The sequence below is a fragment of the Myxococcus sp. MH1 genome, assembly GCF_059738865.1.
Genome location: NZ_AP026947.1, coordinates 5701400 through 5718464 on the forward strand (window position 1 = coordinate 5701400; position 17065 = coordinate 5718464).

Here is a 17065-nt window from a genome sequence, read left to right on the forward strand (position 1 = left end):
ACGAACGAACGCTCACCGCGGTGGATCCACCCCTTCCAGACCTGACAACAAGCCCTTCACGACCTCCGTCTGTGCATGCCGGGGATGCAGCTCCAGGAACCGTCTGTAGAGGCGCGCCGCCTCGTCCGGGCGCCCCTCCAGCGTCGACGCGGTCCCGGACATGAGCAGACATTCCGCGTGCTGGGGGGCCAAGGACAGACACTTCTCCCCGAGCGAGCGCGCGCCCCCGGCGTCACCGGCCTGCAGCCGTTGCCGCATCTGCAGGACCAGCGTCCCCACGTCCGCGCTCCGCGCCTTCTTCGGAGGCGGACGCTGGGAGGGCTCGGGCTCCTCGATGCGCAGCCGCAGCGCGCCCGAGTTGCCGTCCACGCTGTCGTCGATGAATGCACACCGCAGCCCGAGCACGCCTCGAACGCGACGCTCGGTACCGACGGAGAGGAGGAACTGGAGCAGGGCCCCTTCCCGCTCGGGCCTGGGGGCGTTGCGTGGCGCCGCATCGGCGTCGGGCACCCACTGCGCGCAGAGGACGGCGCGCGCGGGTCCTGCCTTGGGTCCGTGGAGGAACGCGTCGCGCTCGGTCGGCTCCAGCTTGAGGGAGTACAGGACCGCCGGATCCAGACCGGTGAGCGTGAGCGCTCGCTTCAGGAGGAGGCCTTCCGCGTCCGGGCGGAAGGTCGTGGTCTGGAACTCTTCGCGGCCACGGCCCGCGAGTCGGATGGTGCGTCCGGGGATGGCGCGAAGCCCCGGCGGTCCCAGCCTGAACAGCGAGGCGAAGCGGGCCCCCGAGAAGCGCGTCGGGGCGAGCGTCACCTGACCGAGACGGACGGCCTCGGGGAGTGTGTCCGCGTCCCCGGACAGCAGATGGAAGACCGGGGTCGGCCCGTCGACGTCGGGGGTGAGGACCTCGGGCTCGTCCTGAGCGGGGACCGTCGCGTCGCCGAGCGCATAGGTCCGCGAGGGGTCGAGCGACTCGAAGGTCCGGAACGTCCGCGGAACGATGAGGACATCGCGGTCCGCCTCGAGCATCAGCTCCTTCACGGGATACGCGATGACGGCGGGAGGGCGCAGCTCGCCGGTCACGGGCCGCGTGTCGTCCCCCGCTACCGGAGTGCCGGTGGAGTCCGAGGGGATGGCGCGGGCGATCAGGAGTCCGGTGAGCACCGTGCCGATCCCCCCGAGGGACACGAGTCCGGCCACACGCCATCTGCGGGAGAGCCACAGGCGCGACATGAGCCCGAACGCGCCGAGCAGCTGCGTGGGCGGCTCGCCGGACAGGCGCGCGGCATCGAGCACCGTGCGGTCCAGGTCCGGACTCCTGGCCAGGGGCATGGTGCCGGGGTGTGGAGCGGCGGGGAGCTCCAGGGTCTCCCGGGGGTGCGGCTTCGAGGGGGGCCTGGAGCGGGCCTCGGAGGTGCGCCAGGACGCGAACTCCTGCTCGAAGGAGCGAGGGACGTTGAGGGTGCGTCCCTCCTTCTGGAGGTCCTCGCGGAAGAGCAGCCGGAGTGCGTGCGCCAGGTCCTGGGACGAGAACGAGCGGTTCTGGGAGTAGAGGAACTCCGCGAGCCCTTCGGCGAAGGCATGCGCGGAGTGGAAGCGCGCGGACAGGTCCACCGAGAGGGCGGACATGATGAGCGCGTCCAGCTCGGCGGGGAGGCTGGGGCGAAGGTGTCGGGGTGGAGGGAACTCGCCGTAGGCCAGCCGCAGCATCACCGAGGCCTGGGTGCCGGTGACGGGAGGTTGTCCGCAGAGCATCTCGTAGAGCACGAGCCCCGTGGACCAGACGTCACTCTGGGCATCGACCTCCAGGCCCTTGGCCTGCTCGGGGGAGAAGTAGAGGTACTTGCCGCGCACGACGCCGGGCTGGGTCTCGAAGTCGCGGGCCATGCGGGCCTTGGCGATGCCGAAGTCGACGATCTTGACCTGGCCCTCGTAGCTGATGAGGACGTTGTCCGGAGAGATGTCGCGGTGGACGATGCCCAGCGGGGCGCCCTTCTCGTCGGTGCGCGTGTGCGCGTAGTGCAGGCCCCGACACATCTCCAGGGCGATGTACGCGGCGAGCGGAGGCGGCAGTCGCGGCAGGCCGAGCCTGGCGGCGCGCTTCAGGACGCGATGGAGGGGCTGGCCGTCGACCAGCTCCATGGCGAGGAAGTACTGGCCTTCGACGCGCCCGAACTCGAAGACCTGGGCGATGTTGCCGTGGGACAGCGTGGAGGAGATGCGCGCTTCACTGATGAACCGGGAGATGAAGTCCGAGTGGTTGGCGAACTCGGGCAGCACCATCTTGATGAGGACCGGCTTGGTGACGCCCGCGGCACCGACGAGCTTCGCGCGCCACGTCTCCGCCATCCCGCCCCGTCCCAGGAGGGACTGGAGCTCGTATCGGCCGAAGCGTTGGTTCCGTTCGGTGGACATGGGCGCGTGCCGTGGCGGAAGAATGGGTCAATAGCGGCTTGAGTCGTAGGCCTTGAGCAGGCTCGTCACTCCGCTGCGGCTCGGATGGTTTTTCGGAGCAAGCTCAAGGAAACGCCTGTAGCTCTTTGCCCCCTCATCGATCTTGTTGAGCCGGGCGTATGTGATTCCCAGGACCAGGTGGCAATCAGGATCTTCGGGAAACATCGCATGGCATTCCTGCGCGATATCCAGAGCCGCCGGGTATTTCTGTCGCTTGAGCAACTCCCGGGTCTTCTGAACCAAGTCGCGCGCCACGCTCTCAGGGGTGCTCGGGTTCGAAGATGTGGCGGAACCAGCTCCCGCTGGTGGATTCGCAGGGGCATCCTTGTCGTAGATGACCTTGTATCCGGGAGGAGCTTCCTTGGGTTGCGCGACCTTCGCCTCCGCGCTCTTCCTCGAGTACTCCTCCACCAGGGTCCGCGCGGTCTTCGCGAAATCATGCTCGGGGTGACGCTCGACGAACCGCTGATACCGAGCAGCGGCCTCCTCGAACCTCCCGTCTCGCGCATGGCTGGCCCCAGCAATCAACAGACACTGAGGATGGTCCGGTACGTTCTTGAGACATTGATCCGCGAAGTCCGCGGCGCTCCGATAGGCCCCGTCATCCCGAGCGCGTTGAGCCTTCTTCCGAGCCTCCTCGGCGAGCTCCGCGGCCGACATCCGGCGCGCGCCCTGTTCTTCGTCGAGCCGCCCCGGAATCGGGTACGCGGGATTCACCTGCGGGCGGGAGGACTGCGGCAGGGGCAGCTCCCGACTCCTCCCGAAGAGCCAATAGACGCCCCCCCACAGCGCGCCCACGACCGCCGCGGCGACCATCAGCATCCCCCATTTCGTCCCGCGTGCGAGGCTCCCCGTCGCGTGCGTCGGAACCTCGGGCGCATCATCCACGACCGGAGGCGGCGCCTCGCTCACCGCGGGCAACAGCTTCCGCGTCGCCCGCTGAAGCCGGGGCTTCAAGTCCGTCTCGACCTTGGACAGCACCTGCGAGACCACCGGCTTCGACCCACGTGAGGGCTGCGGCGGCTCCTCCGCCGGAGTCTCCGCTTGCTGCCGCCACAGCGTCAGCTCATCGATGAACGACGGAGGCACGGACAACTCCCGCCCCTCCTGTGCCATGTCCCCACGGAACAGCACCCGCGCCAGGTACGCCAGGTTCATCGCCGAGAAGCGCGGTGAATACGAGTACAGGAACCCCGCCAGCGCATCCGCGAACGCATTCGCCGACTCGTACCGCGCCGACAAATCCACCGACAGCGCCTTCATGACGATGTCGTCCAGCTCCTCCGGGATGCCCGCGTACACCTCCCGAGGCGAAGGAAACTCCCCGTTCGCCATCTTCATCATCACCGCCGCCTGCGAGCCCGACACCGGCGGCTGCCCGCACAACATCTCGTACAGCACCAGCCCCGTCGCCCACACATCCGTCCGCGCATCCACCTCCCGCCCTCGCGCCTGCTCCGGCGAGAAGAACAGGTACTTCCCCTTCACCACCCCCGGCTCCGTCTGGAAGTTGCGCGCCATCCGCGCCTTCGCGATGCCGAAGTCGACGATCTTCACCTGCCCCTCGTAGCTGACCAGCACGTTGTCCGGAGAGATGTCCCGGTGCACGATGCCCAGCGGCACACCCTTGTCATCCGTCCGCGTGTGCGCGTAGTGCAGCCCCCGGCAGATCTCCAACGTGATGTACGTCGCGATCGGAATGGGCAACCGCGGCAGGCCCGTCTTCACCGCCCGCTTCATGATGCGGTGCAGCGGCGGCCCGTCCACCAGCTCCATCGCCAGGTAGTACTGCCCATCCACCCGCCCGAAGTCGAAGACCTGCGCGATGTTCCCGTGGGACAGCGTGGCGGAGATTCTCGCCTCGTTGACGAACATCGACACGAACGCGTCGTCCGCCACGAACTCCGGGAGCACCTTCTTGATGAGGACGGACTTCGTCACGCCAGCGTCGCCCATCCACCGGGCACGCCACGTCTCCGCCATTCCCCCCCGACCGAGCCAGGACACCAACTCGTATCGGCCGAACCTGTCGCCGGGCTGCAAGGCCATATCAAGAACAGACCCTACCCCACTTTCCTGGGACCCCGAACTTCCCAGGTCTTCCCCGTGCTATGTTCCGGACCGTGGCAAGTATGGGAGACGAGGATGGGGATGACGCGCTGGTCCGGACCGATACCCTGCCGGCACTCCGGAGCGCGCGCGTCCGGGTGAAGCTGGCGGTGCTGTCCGGGCCGGATGCCGGACGGGTGTATCCGCTGGCGCCAGGGCGCTACCGGGTGGGCTCCGAGGCGTCGGCGGACATCGTCCTGCCGGATCGCGCCGTCTCCAGGCAGCACCTGCTGCTGGAGGTCCGGGACAATCTCGTGCGCGCCACGGATCCGGGCTCGCGCAATGGCTCCTTCTGCGAGGGCATGCGCTTCTCGGAATTGGAGGTTCGTCCAGGGGCCACGCTGACCCTTGGTACGACGGAGCTGCGGCTCGTCGCCGAAGGCGAGAAGTCCAAGGCTCCGCCCCTCTCCACCCGGACGAGCTTCGGGGGCCTGGTGGGCACCAGCCGCCGCATGCGGGAGGTCTTCACCCTCCTGGAGCGGATGACCCAGCAGGGCGAGTCCGACGTCCTCATCCAGGGCGAGACGGGCACCGGCAAGGAGCTGTGCGCGGAGGCCATCCACACGCACGGCTCGCGCGACAAGGGCCCCTTCGTCATCGCGGACCTCGCGGGCATCCCTCCCCAGCTCCTGGAGAGCGAGCTGTTCGGCCACGTGAAGGGCGCCTTCACCGGGGCCCAGGCGGATCGCGCGGGCGCCTTCGAGCGCGCCCACGGTGGCACCCTCTTCCTCGACGAGGTGGGCGAGCTCCCGCTCGAGGTCCAACCGCGCCTCCTGCGCGTGCTGGAGCGCCGGCAGGTCAAGCGCGTGGGCGCCAACGACTACCGCACCTTCGACGTGCGCGTCGTCGCCGCCACGCACCAGGACCTCGAGGGCGCGGTGAAGCAGGGCCGCTTCCGGGGCGACTTGTTCCACCGCCTCGCGGTGCTGCGCGTCGTGCTGCCGCCCCTGCGCGAGCGCCCCGAGGACATCCCCCTGCTCATCGACACCGTCCTCTCGCGCCTGGGCAAGCCTCCCAGCGCCCTCTCCGAGGTCACGCGCGCCCTGCTGACGCAGTACCCGTGGCCGGGCAACGTGCGCGAGCTGCGCAACGTGGTGGACCGCGTGGTCAGCATGGGCGAGGAGGCGCTCCCGGAGATGCCCGACCTGCCCGAGGCGCCCCCTCGCGCGCCCTCCTCCCAGGACGAGGAGGACGACGAGTCCACGCTGTCGCTGGCGCTCGACCTGCCCTTCAAGGAAGCCAAGGAGCGCCTCATCGAGGGCTTCGAGCGCGACTACCTGCGCAACCTCGTCGAGCGCTGCGAGGGCAACGTGTCCCGCGCGGCGCGTGAAGCGGGCATCGACCGCGTGTACCTGCGCAAGCTCCTGCGCAAGCACGGACTGGACTCGGGCGGGCCCTGAGTCGGACGGCGACACACGCTACCGGACACGCCCACCTCCACGCGGGGTGAGGCTGCGGACAGGTCCACCGCCTTTCTCGTGGCCGATGCGTCCGGTGGCGAGTCATTTCCGTCGAAACGGCCTCCACCCCGAGGCCCCTTCGCTGGAGAAAAGCCCTCATGTCGTTCATCGACTCGCTTCGCGCGAGCCTCGTCTCGAGGTTCGCCATGGTGTTGCTGTTGCCACTGCTCGGCTGTGGTGGTGGCGATGATGGAAAGGTCTCCATCCTGCTGACGGACGCGCCGGGTGACGGCATCGAGACGGCGGTGGTCACCATCTCGAGCATCTACCTGCAGGGCGGAGACTCCGAGGGCGGCCGCGTCGTCCTGCGCGACGAGCCCGTGACGGTGAGCCTGCTGGAGCTGGCCAACTCCACCTCGGAGCTCGTGTCCGAGGCCGTGGTGCCCAACGGCGACTACGACCAGCTGCGCTTCGTCATCACCGGCGGCTACCTGGAGGTGCGCAACGAGGACGGCACCACGTCCATCTTCGCCACCTCGGATGACTACGCGGGCCTGCCCGAGGGCGCCGAGGTGTCCGGTCGGCTGCACATGCCCAGCTACGGCTCCTCCGGCCTGAAGGTGAAGTTCACGGAGAAGCTCACCATCGAGGGTGAGCAGAAGATCCTCCTGGTCGACTTCGACGTGGCGCAGAGCTTCGGCAAGGAGGCCGGCAACTCCGGCCGCTGGGTGATGAGCCCCGTCATCAAGTCCGCGGAGCTGACCGCCTCCGCGAGCATCGACGTGGAGGTGACGCTCGGCGCCGGTGTCGTCCTGCCGACACTCGAGGGCCAGGTCCTCACGCTCGCGAACCTCAACGCGGTGCTCATCAACGCCGAGGGCAGCCGCGAGACGCTGCCGCTGACGGACGCCAACGCGGACGGCACCTTCGAGGCCACCTTCCGGTTCCTCATCCCCGGCACCTTCCAGGTGCAGGTGGAGGCCCCGGTGGGCGTGAGCCTGGGCACCACGCCGGCCCAGCCGGTGTCCGTGCGGCTCGAGTCCGGACGCGACAGCACCCAGGCCTTCGTCATCACGAGCGCCCAGCTCCCGTAGCCCGCTTCCCCACTCCGCCTCACAGCGCGCGATGTGCGTGCGCCACGGCGAGAGGAAAAATCCACGCAGCTCGTGGCCGGCCCCGAGCGCGAGGGGTCTCCTGGATGAGAGGCCGTTTTTTCCCGCGGAACTCTCGGAATCAGGTGGGGTTGGCGCGGGGCCAGCTCCCCAGACGAGGCGTCGGGACAGTCCCCGGCGCCTCGTTTTTTCTTGCGGGCCTGGGCCTCGCGACGGCGACGGCTCAGTAGACGACGAGCGCCTGCGGGGCGTGGTAGCTGACGATGGTCAGCACCGGGATGCGCGGCGCCTCGGCGTCATCGTCGTTGCCGCCCGACGTCAACCGCACCCCGTCGAAGCGCGCCAGGAAGACGTACTCGCGACGCGCCTCGAGGAAGGGGTCCGCGCCGGAGAGCCGCCCCAGCGCCTCCCGGCCCGTCTCGTCCGAGACATTGTCGAAGTGCTTGCGCGTGGTGGACGCGGTGCCGCGCTCGCGGGTGCTGAGGTTCCCACCCAGCCGCCCCGGCCCCGTGAGCTGCGTCTGCCCACCCAGGTCACCGTTCGTCGTCGTGGTGGTGTCGAACGTCTCCCCGTAGCCCACCGGGGCATCCGACTCCACCGAGGCCAGCGTGTGCTCCACCAGCCACACCGTGGGCTTCTCCCCTTCCGAGCGCTGGTCCGCCACGCGCGCGCGCAGCAGCACGTAGCGGCCCTTGTACGTGTCCGGCCGCTCCACCGCGGAGGCGAGGGAGAAGATGGGGATCTTGCGCTCCTGCAGGTACTGGAGCTCACCGGGCACGCTGCCCCCGCGCTGCGCCACCACGCGCGCGATGAGGTTCGCGGCCTCGGGACGCACCTTCAGGTCCTCCGCCCACGCGCCGCCGAGCAGCGCTCGAAGCTGGGTGAAGGGCGTCAGCTCGATGCAGGCCTTGAGGGCGGCCCAGCCCTCGTCGCGGGACTCGGCCTGGACCCGACGCGCGGCGGCCTCGCACAGGGCCGGATTCGGATAGCGCGCGACGAAGCCCTTGGGGTCCGCGGAGGCGCTGGGCGGCGGGGCCTCGCGGGCCTTCTCGACGACGGGCGCGTCCTCGCGGGGCGGCGACTCCGTCCAGGTGACATGGGAGTGCGACGCGCCGCAGCCGGCGGCGAGCGAGCCCAACAGGGCCCAGGTGGGGACAGTCCAGGGATGGTGGCGCATGGCGCAGACTCCTAGAGCGAAGCCGAACCGGAACGAGACGACCCCGCACGCTCGCGCGCGGTGGGCGCCGTGGACGTCGAGGGCAACACGACGGAGCACACGTCCTCGCAGCGCTCGCTCAGGCACGCGAGCGTCGCGGGGCTGGTCTGCTGCTGGGCGACGTCCGCGTAGCAGCGGTCGCCGGCGGCGGGACAGCCTCGGCGCGCGGCGCACTCACAGCAGGGCGCGGCCACGGTGGCCATCAACTGCGCCTCCTGGAGGACCGTGGACAGGCCGCGGTAGCACGTGCGCGCCGTCGCCGCGAAGCGGCCCTTCGAGTCCACGATGGACACGTTGCCCCCCAGCCCGCATTTGTCCGCGGCGGCGAGATAGCGCTTCTCGCACATCGCGACGAGCGTCGCGTCGGAGACGCCCTCGCGCGCATTGCCCACCGTCTCCGTGCACAGCGCGCGGGAGATGTCCTTGAGCAGCTTGCGGTTGGCGGCGTCCTGCTCGGGGCTCGGTGTGCCTGGCGTGGCCTCGGACTCGAAGACACACTCCTTGCCCTCGCGAAGCGTGTCGACGGTACAGGCCCACGCCGTCGGGGAATCATCCGAGACGGGCGGCGCCGAGAGTGCTTCCGGTGCCAGCGCCGGAGTCGCGGCGGGAGGAGCCGAACCCAACAAGAACAGGGAGACGATGAGCGCCTTCATGGACACGGCAGGTTAGCCGCCTCGCGGCGCGCCACACAAACCAGGCCCGGTGTCACTGTTCACCCCACACCTGGGCCTCCAGGACGATTCGCCGTGCACTTCCCCACGGCGCGCGCTCCCGGCGTCATGGACGTGGAAGGTCGCCGCGGTCCGAGATGAAGAGGTAGCCGAAGACCACGACGCTGATGACCACGCAGGTCAGCGCGACGACGAGCATCAAGGACAGCCGTCGGCCCACCAGGACGCTCACATAGATTTCGCCGGCCACGAGGAGCAGCAGCATGGCGAGGATGGACAGGGAGCGTCGCCAGGCCTGTCGCGACGTCGGAGGCCACCCTCGCGAGGAGCGCCCCGACGGGCGAGGACCACGTGGGCTGGACGGTTCGGCTGGCATGACGCGGGCCCCCTCGTCTCGACTCGACCAGGTGTCTCGCACCCCAACCCCTGGGCACGAGACCCGCCCCCTCCGGCGGCGCGGCGTCAGCCAGGGGAACCTGTCTGGAACGTGGAGCACCGCGCGGGGATGCGCAACGGGCCCGCACGTTGCCGGGCGCGAGCCCCGGGCCCACCGCGCGGCCTGCCTCGCGTCATCGAGGCGCTCCCCTGCCCCCATGTCGACGCCCGCGGGACACACGCGCGCACCAGCGCTTGCACCCTCACGGGGCTCGCTGGAATGGTGGGCCGATGCACGCCCCGCCGGTCGAATGGACCCCGTACGAAGCAGGAGCCTCGCTCGGCTGGGCGGGCTCGCAGGGGGGCACCATCGCTCGGGATGAGGAGCTCGCGGGGCAGTTGCGACTCACGTACGAGCGCGATGACAGCCGCTCGTTCCATGCCGTCACCTGCGCCGTGTCGGGCTGGTTGCTCCACCATCGCTTCTTCGACAACGCGGAGGCGGCGAGCGAGGCCTATGACGCGATGAAGCCGGCGCTCGAGGAGCTGCGCACCCGGCTGCGCGAGGGCGGGCCCGGCTCCCCCGAGGAGGCGCGACGAGGAGGCCCCCTGCTCGCGGCCTTCCTCGCGCACTTCCCCTGAAACCGGTCGGGTCGCGACATTTCCGCCGAGGCGACGTTCAGGAGAACGACCGTCCCCGCCGGAGCCCCCCTCATGTCGCCCAAGAAGAAGTTGTCCCCCCTGGACGCCAGGCTGCTCGCAGCCATCGAAGCCTCGAACGCCAAGGACGTCGCGAAGCAGCTCGCGGCGGGCGCCAACCCGAACACCGTCGACGCCAAGGGCTACCCCGCCCTGCACTCCGCGGCCAGCGAGGGCAGCCTGGAGCTGGTCCGACTGCTGCTCGACGCCGGCGCGGACGTCCACGCCCAGGACTCGGATGGGGCCATCGCGCTCTCGTTCGCCACGGCGCAGTCGGGTGACGAGGGGGTGGCGCTGGTGAGGCTGCTCATCGACAAGGGCTCCAACGTCAACCAGCGCTGGAACGACGAAGCGGGCTCCACGGTGCTCACGGACCTGTTCGGCGAGGACAACGAGGCGCCGTCGGAGGACATCCTCGCGGTGCTCCTGAAGGCGGGGGTGGACGTCAACGCTCCCAACGGGCAGGAGGAGACGCCCTTGATGCTGGCCGCGACGTTCAAGGACCAGCCGAAGCTGACGGAGCTGCTGCTGGAGCACGGCGCCTCGGTGGAGACCGTCAACGACCGCGGGTGGACGGCCCTGATGTGGGCCATCCGCGCCGGGAACGAGGGTGCCGTCGAGCGGCTCATCGCGAAGGGCGCCAACGTCAATCACCTCGCGACGGATGACGAGGGCGACACCGCGCTCACCCTCACCGTCAACGAGGACGAGCTGTTCAGCACTCCGTCGCCGCGAATCGTGAGCGCGCTGCTGCGCGCGGGGGCCAATCCGAACCAGCCCAATGCCCGAGGCTGGACGCCGCTGCACCTGGCGGCCTGCATCGAGGACGTGGCGCCGCTGGAGGCGCTGCTCGCGGCGCGCGCGGACCCGCACCTCGCCAACACCGTGGGCTACTACCCCATCGACCTGGCGACGCGCCGTGGCCACACGAAGGTCATCGAGCGGCTGCTCGCGGCCGGAAGCCCCACGCGGGAACAGGCCGCGCGCAAGCGCATGGACGGCATCTGGAAGCAGATTGGCGACTGGGCCGACAAGCACCACCCGGACCATGCCTCGCGGCTGACGGTCAACCGCCCCGCCACGCCCGAGCGGATCGCCGCGCTGGAGAAGCAGGTCGGCAAGGCGCTGCCCTCGGACTTCCGCGCGTTCCTCCAGAAGTTCGGCGGCGGCACCCCGACGTCCCGCGGTTTGTCCATCTCCGAGTACGACGTGTTGACCACGGAGCAGATCCAGGAGCTGTGGAAGGGCCTGCGGGAGCACGTCGACAATGGCGTCTTCAAGAAGGCCCGGCCCCACGAGCTGTCCAAGGACCAGCGGTTCGTGAAGTGGACGTGGTGGCACCCGGGCTGGGTGCCCTTCGCCTCGGACAGTGGCGGCAACCTGTACTGCGTGGACCTGGAGCCCGAGGAGCACGGCAGCGTCGGGCAGGTGATTCGCTGGGAGATCCACGGCGGTCCGCTTGGCCCGTTCGCCGACTCGATGGAGGACTTCTTCGAGGAGTATCTGCGGAAGCTGGAGAGCGGACGCTACGACGCCAGCGAGCTCGAGTGAGCTCGCGGCCCCGGCGTCACCCGCGAGACACCGGGGCATCATCGGCGAGCACCTCGCCGGAGAAGCACACCTCGAGCCCGCCGTACTCCGACGGGCTCAGGGTCAGGGTCCAGCCGTGGGCCTGGGCCACGTCGTGGGCGATGTGCAGCCCGAGCCCCTGCCCCTCCGGCGCGCGCGTGCGGGCCGCGTTGCCACGCGCACCCCGGGCGAGCAGCCGCGCGCGCTCGTCCTCGGGGATGCCGGGCCCGTCGTCGAGGACGCGCAGGTGGAAGCGACCTTCGCGGGTGCTCTCCAGCACCACCGCCACGTGGCCGTCCTCGCGGCCGTGGCGCACGCCATTGCCCACGACGTTGCTCACGGCCTGCTCGATGAGCGTCACGTCGCCGAGCACTCGCACGGGCACGGCGGGAACGCCGCTCTCCAGGGAGATGCGCTGCTGCCGGGCGATGGGCTGGTGACGACCGAGGACCCGGCCCACCACGTCATTGAGGTCCACGGGTACGCGCTGGACGTGGGGCGCGCCGGCCTCCAGCCGCGTCGCCGCGGCGAGGTTGTGGACGAGGGAGGTCAGATAGTGGGCCTCGCTCATCGCGGAGGCCACCTCTGTCGCGGACACGGGCTCGCCGCGCGACACGCGCTGCTGCATCGCGGACAGGTTGCCCTGCAACACCGTGAGCGGCGTCATCACGTCATGCGTGGTGTTGGCCAGGAAGTCACGCAGGCCCTGCTCGCGCGCCTCCTGGTGCGCCATCCGCGCTTGGATCTCCGCGCGAGCCTCCTGGAAGGCGCGCGCCAGGTCGGCGATCTCATCCTGTCCGCGAACGGCCACCGGCTGCGCATAGCCGCTGCGGGCCGAGGCGCGCACGTCCTCGGTGAGCATGCGGATCCTGCGGACCACCGGGCCCAGCGCGAGCACCACCGAGGCCACGACGGTGGAGACCAGCAGGCTCCAGTCCTTGAGCGGCGGCAGGGATAGCACGGAGGGAGGCGGCGGCTCCTCCCGGCGCGCGAGGATGAAGGCACACGGTCCCCCTTCCCACGGCATGCGCAGCAGCACTTCGAGCATGCGCCGTCCGTCCTGCTCGAAGCGGCGCACCACCGTCCCGTCACTCGCCGCGACCCGCATGTCCTCCGACAACACGGGGGCCCTCGGATTGCGTGAGACGAACTGGGCGTCATAGGGGAAGTGCTCGACTCGCGCGGGTGCACGCCCGCCATCACCGTCCGCCGGAGGCGGAGGGCGCCCGTTGTCGAAGAGAGACGGACCGAGGCCATTCGCCGTGGCAGCACCGGAGCGCCCGCGGCCGGCTGGATCATCCGCGAAGGCGGGAGGCCCCGTTCCATCGCCGCCACGAGCCCCGCCCTGACGCGGCGGGCGCCCCTCCGCGTCTTCATCCTGCGCGCGCGGTGGGGGTGGTCGGACAGCCTCGGCACCAAGCCCGCCCTGACGCGGCGGGCGCCCCTCCGCGCCTTCATCCTGCGCGCGCGGTGGGGGTGGTCGGACAGCCTCGGCACCAAGCCCGCCCTGACGCGGCGGGCGCAGCTCCGCGTCCTCATCCTGCGCGCGCGGTGGGGGTGGTCGGCCAACCTCGGCACCAAGCCCGCCCTGTCGCGGCGGGCGCCGCTCCGCCCCCTCATCAAGCGGACGCGGTGGTGGCGGCCGCCCATCCTCCCCACGCCGAGGCGGCGGCGCTCCTCGCTCCGAGGGACGCGGGCGCCACGTCTCCGGCGACGCCTCGCAGCGCGAGCGCTCCACCTGCACGCGCGCCAGCGTAGCGGCCTCGAGCACCTCCTCCTGCGAGCGCTCCCGCAGGGACTTCTGGAAGTACGCCATCGCCACCACGACCGGCAGCGCCGCCGCCATCGCCGTGAGCGCCAGGCGCAAGCGCAGCTTCACGAACCCTCTCCCTCGACCAGCCGGTACCCCACGCCCCACACCGTCTCCACGCACTGCGCCGGCGCCAGCTTCCTGCGCAGCCGCGACACGTGCACGTCCAGCGTCCGCTCCGTCCCCTCGCGCTCCGGATCCAACACGTGCTCCACCAGCCACTGCCGCGTCACCGCCTCACGAGGCCTGCGCGCCAGCGCCGCCAGCACGTCGAACTCCACCCGCGTCAACTCCACGACGCGCCCCTCCACGCGCACCTCGCGCCCCAGGAAGTCCACGCGCAGCGGCCCCAGCTCCAGCACCGACTCCGGCTTCTGCAACACCGGCCGGCGCAGCCGCGCGCGCACCCGCTCGATGAGCTCCTCCGGCCAGAACGGCTTCGTCAGGTAGTCATCCGCGCCCAGCTTCAGCGCCCGCACCTTGTCCAGCGTGTCGTTGCGCGCGCTCAGGATGAGCACCGGCACCTCCGAGAACCCCCGGAGCGCCTTGAGCATGTCCAGCCCGTACGTCCCCGGCAGCATCAGGTCCAGCACCACCAACCCCACGTCGGGGAGCTCGCCGGGCAGCAGCATCCGCCCCTCCGTCCACCACTCCGCCTCGAACCCAGCGCCCTTCAGGTGCTCGACGATCTGCGCGCCCAGCCGGGCGTCGTCCTCCACCAGCAGGATTCGCTCCCCCATCTCCCGCTCGCCTCCTCTCCCTCCCGGTCACCACGGTGCCGTCACGAATGGATGAATGAAGGCCGACAGTACCCGGAGGTTCTTAAGACTCCCTTAACGTGAGGCCTCAGCCGCCCCGCCCGAGCACGTCGGCGAGCTTCTCCAGCGCCAGCCGCGCCCGCGTCTTCACCGTGCCCAACGGATGCCCGGTGCGCTCGGCGATCTCTCGCTGCGACAGCCCCTCGAAGTAGGCCAGCTCCACCACCTCCCGCTGCTCGGGAGGCAGGGTCCGGATCGCCGCGCGCACCCTCACCCGGTCCTGCCCCATTCCCAACGCGTCGTCCGGGGCCAGCGGCGTGGCGCTCGTCGGAGGCGGATGGTGCACCACGCCCTCCGCCACGCGCGCCGCGGTGCCCAGCGAGCGCAGCCGATCGATGGCGCGCGTGCGAGCGATGGTCGTCACCCACGTCTCCAGCCCCCCGCGCTCCGGGTCGAAGTCGCGCGCGCGCCGCCACACCTCCAGGAACGCCTCCTGGAGCACCTCCTCCGCGTCCGCGCGGGAGGGCAGCAGGCGAAGACACGCCGCGAACGCCCGGGAGGCGCAGCGCGCATACACGTCCCGCATGGCGGAGGCGCTGCCCAGGGCCACCTGCTGGAGCAGGGCCCTGTCGGCCGCCGGGTCGCTCGCCCGCTGAGCAGTGGGTGAAGGAAGCGCCATGCCTTTCCCGGATACCGCAACCCGAGGTGCGGATCCCAGCTTCAAGTATGGGCAGCCGGGCACTCAGCCCCTTCGAGTCCACCGGGTGGGCGTCCTCGCCCCCCATCCCTAACGTTCACGAGCCAACGCGGCCGACGCGCCAGTCGTCCTTCATCAACGCACCCCGCGACACGCCGCCCGGCTTCACCCAACCTCAGACCTATAAGGGCCGCGAGCCGATATGAAAGAGCGAATCGGGAGCGTGTTCATCGAGGGAGTCCAGCCGCAGCTCGACGGAGGCCGTCACGCCGTCAAGCGCATCGCCGGGGATAGCCTCACCGTCCGCGCCGACATCTTCAAGGAGGGCCATGACGTCCTCGTCGCCGTCGTCCGCTGGCGCCAGGTCTCCCCTCAACAGGAGCAGACCGACTGGGGCGAGGTCCCCATGCGCCCCCTCGGCAACGACGCCTGGGAGGCCGAGTTCCCCCTGGCTCGCAATGGCCGCTACGAGTACACGATTGAAGCCTGGCCAGATCTCTTCCGGACGTGGACCTCCGAGCTGAAGCGCAAGGTGGACGCGGGCCGGGACGTGAAGAGCGAGCTCTTGGAGGGGGCCGCGCTGCTGGAGGGCGCCGCCGCGCGCGCGAAGCCGGTGGACGCGGACGACGCGCGGGTGCTCACCGAGGCCGCCGTGCGCCTGCGCCAGCCCGCGAGCCCGGACCTCATCGCGGTGGCGCTCGCGCCGGAGCTGGCCACGGTGGCGTCGACCTACCCCGACCGGACGCTGGCCAGGCGCCACGAGCCGATGCTCCAGGTCTTCGCGGACCGGGAGAAGGCGCGCTTCGGGGCCTGGTACGAGTTCTTCCCGCGCTCGGCCAGGCGCGACGGCCGCACGCACGCGACGTTCCAGGACGCGGAAGGCTGGCTGCCGTACATCCAGAAGCTGGGCTTCGACGTGGTGTACCTGCCGCCCATCCACCCCATCGGCCGCACCGCGCGCAAGGGGAAGAACAACAGCCTCAAGGCGGGCCCGGATGACGTGGGCAGCCCGTGGGCCATCGGCGCCGCGGAGGGCGGCCACAAGGCGGTGCACCCCAGCCTGGGCACGCTCGCGGACTTCCGTCACTTCCTGCAGGCCGCGCAGTCGCACGGCATCGAGGTGGCGCTGGACCTGGCCTACCAGTGCTCGCCGGACCACCCGTACGTGAAGGAGCATCCGGAGTGGTTCCAGCGCCGCCCGGACGGCACCATCAAGACGGCGGAGAACCCGCCCAAGCGCTACGAGGACATCGTCAACTTCGACTGGATGGGCCCCGCGCGCGAGTCGCTCTGGGTGGAGTTGGAGTCCGTCGTCCTCCACTGGGTGCAGCAGGGCGTGCGGACCTTCCGCGTGGACAACCCCCACACCAAGCCCATCCAGTTCTGGGAGTGGCTCATCCGCCGCGTGCAGGACCGCCACCCCGACGTGCTCTTCCTGTCGGAGGCCTTCACCCGCCCCAAGGTGATGAAGGCCCTGGGCAAGGTGGGCTTCACCCAGTCGTACACGTACTTCACCTGGCGCAACTTCAAGGGCGAGCTGCAGGACTACCTGGAGGAGATCACCCGCCCGCCCGTGTCCGACTTCTTCCGCGGCAACCTGTGGCCCAACACGCCGGACATCCTGCCGGAGCTGTTGCAGAACGCGGGGCCCGGTGCGTTCCGCCTGCGCGCGGCGCTTGCCGCCACGCTCTCCTCGGTCTACGGGATGTATTGCGGCTTCGAGCTGTGCGAAGGCCGCCCGCTGCCCGGCAAGGAGGAGTATCTGGACTCGGAGAAGTACCAGCTCGTCGCGTGGGACCTGGACCGGCCCGGCAACATCCGGGACTGGATAACGAAGCTCAACTCGGCGCGGCGCACCCAGCCCGCGCTGCACACGTACGACACGCTGCGCTTCTTCGACTCCGACAACGAGCGGGTCCTCTTCTACGGCAAGCGCACGAAGGACGGCACCAGCACGGTGCTGTGCGCGGTGAGCCTGGACCCGTACGCCGCCCAGGAGGCGCTGCTGCGGCTCCCCCTGGACTGGCTGGGCGCGAAGCCCGACGAGACGTATCAGGTGCACGAACTGATGACGGACCAGCGCTCGTTGTGGCAGGGCTCCGACGTCCAGGTGCGCCTGACACCCGAGCAGCCCGCGGCCGTCTGGGCCGTGTACCGCTTCCGTCGCACCGAGCACGCGTTCGACTACTACGAGTGAC

The 17065-nt window shown here is 70.3% G+C and carries 13 protein-coding genes; 5 read left to right on the forward strand and 8 right to left on the reverse strand.

The features are described from left to right. Positions 1 to 12: 12 nt before the first annotated feature. Both AC6JA9_RS22355 and AC6JA9_RS22360 read right to left on the reverse strand, forming a co-directional pair. Entirely contained in the window at positions 13 to 2412 is a 2400-nt protein-coding gene (locus AC6JA9_RS22355; RefSeq protein WP_497957792.1) for a protein kinase domain-containing protein, read from the reverse strand. Positions 2413 to 2439: 27 nt separating this feature from the next. Beyond that, on the reverse strand, positions 2440 to 4500 hold the full coding sequence (locus AC6JA9_RS22360; protein WP_473565290.1) for a serine/threonine protein kinase: 2061 nt from the start codon (positions 4498 to 4500) through the stop codon (positions 2440 to 2442). A gap of 62 nt (positions 4501 to 4562) precedes the next feature. On the opposite strand from AC6JA9_RS22360, the gene AC6JA9_RS22365 reads away from it, so the two are divergent. Next, positions 4563 to 5960, forward strand: a complete 1398-nt coding sequence (locus tag AC6JA9_RS22365; RefSeq protein WP_497957793.1) for a sigma 54-interacting transcriptional regulator — start codon at positions 4563 to 4565, stop codon at positions 5958 to 5960. Between the two features lie 158 nt (positions 5961 to 6118). Continuing rightward, positions 6119 to 7054: a DUF4382 domain-containing protein gene (locus AC6JA9_RS22370; protein ID WP_223749047.1), complete on the forward strand. Its 936-nt coding sequence runs from the start codon at positions 6119 to 6121 to the stop codon at positions 7052 to 7054. A gap of 241 nt (positions 7055 to 7295) precedes the next feature. On the opposite strand, the gene AC6JA9_RS22375 is transcribed toward AC6JA9_RS22370, so the two are convergent. The 3 genes from AC6JA9_RS22375 to AC6JA9_RS22385 form a co-directional block, all read right to left on the reverse strand. Continuing rightward, positions 7296 to 8249: a hypothetical protein gene (locus tag AC6JA9_RS22375; RefSeq protein ID WP_223749048.1), complete on the reverse strand. Its 954-nt coding sequence runs from the start codon at positions 8247 to 8249 to the stop codon at positions 7296 to 7298. Between the two features lie 11 nt (positions 8250 to 8260). Beyond that, positions 8261 to 8941: a hypothetical protein gene (locus AC6JA9_RS22380; protein ID WP_223783347.1), complete on the reverse strand. Its 681-nt coding sequence runs from the start codon at positions 8939 to 8941 to the stop codon at positions 8261 to 8263. Between the two features lie 124 nt (positions 8942 to 9065). Further along, entirely contained in the window at positions 9066 to 9224 is a 159-nt protein-coding gene (locus tag AC6JA9_RS22385) for a hypothetical protein (RefSeq protein ID WP_223749049.1), read from the reverse strand. 401 nt (positions 9225 to 9625) lie between these two features. Between AC6JA9_RS22385 and AC6JA9_RS22390 the strand changes: the two genes are divergently transcribed. Together AC6JA9_RS22390 and AC6JA9_RS22395 are read left to right on the forward strand one after the other, a co-directional pair. Further along, positions 9626 to 9976, forward strand: a complete 351-nt coding sequence (locus AC6JA9_RS22390) for a hypothetical protein (RefSeq protein ID WP_483577950.1) — start codon at positions 9626 to 9628, stop codon at positions 9974 to 9976. Between the two features lie 72 nt (positions 9977 to 10048). Further along, entirely contained in the window at positions 10049 to 11584 is a 1536-nt protein-coding gene (locus tag AC6JA9_RS22395; RefSeq protein WP_483577951.1) for an ankyrin repeat domain-containing protein, read from the forward strand. Between the two features lie 16 nt (positions 11585 to 11600). On the opposite strand, the gene AC6JA9_RS22400 is transcribed toward AC6JA9_RS22395, so the two are convergent. The 3 genes from AC6JA9_RS22400 to AC6JA9_RS22410 all read right to left on the reverse strand — a co-directional run bounded on the left by AC6JA9_RS22400 (position 11601) and on the right by AC6JA9_RS22410 (position 14849). Next, the gene (locus AC6JA9_RS22400) at positions 11601 to 12725 is read right to left on the reverse strand and encodes a HAMP domain-containing sensor histidine kinase (RefSeq protein WP_497957794.1); all 1125 of its coding nucleotides are present in this window, start codon (positions 12723 to 12725) and stop codon (positions 11601 to 11603) included. A 752-nt stretch (positions 12726 to 13477) separates the two neighbouring features. Further along, positions 13478 to 14152, reverse strand: a complete 675-nt coding sequence (locus AC6JA9_RS22405; protein ID WP_223749053.1) for a response regulator transcription factor — start codon at positions 14150 to 14152, stop codon at positions 13478 to 13480. A gap of 106 nt (positions 14153 to 14258) precedes the next feature. Next, positions 14259 to 14849, reverse strand: coding sequence for an RNA polymerase sigma factor (locus AC6JA9_RS22410; RefSeq protein ID WP_223749054.1), 591 nt, complete (start codon positions 14847 to 14849; stop codon positions 14259 to 14261). A gap of 220 nt (positions 14850 to 15069) precedes the next feature. Between AC6JA9_RS22410 and AC6JA9_RS22415 the strand changes: the two genes are divergently transcribed. Next, entirely contained in the window at positions 15070 to 17064 is a 1995-nt protein-coding gene (locus AC6JA9_RS22415; RefSeq protein ID WP_497957795.1) for an alpha-1,4-glucan--maltose-1-phosphate maltosyltransferase, read from the forward strand. The last annotated feature ends 1 nt before the right edge of the window (position 17065 follow it).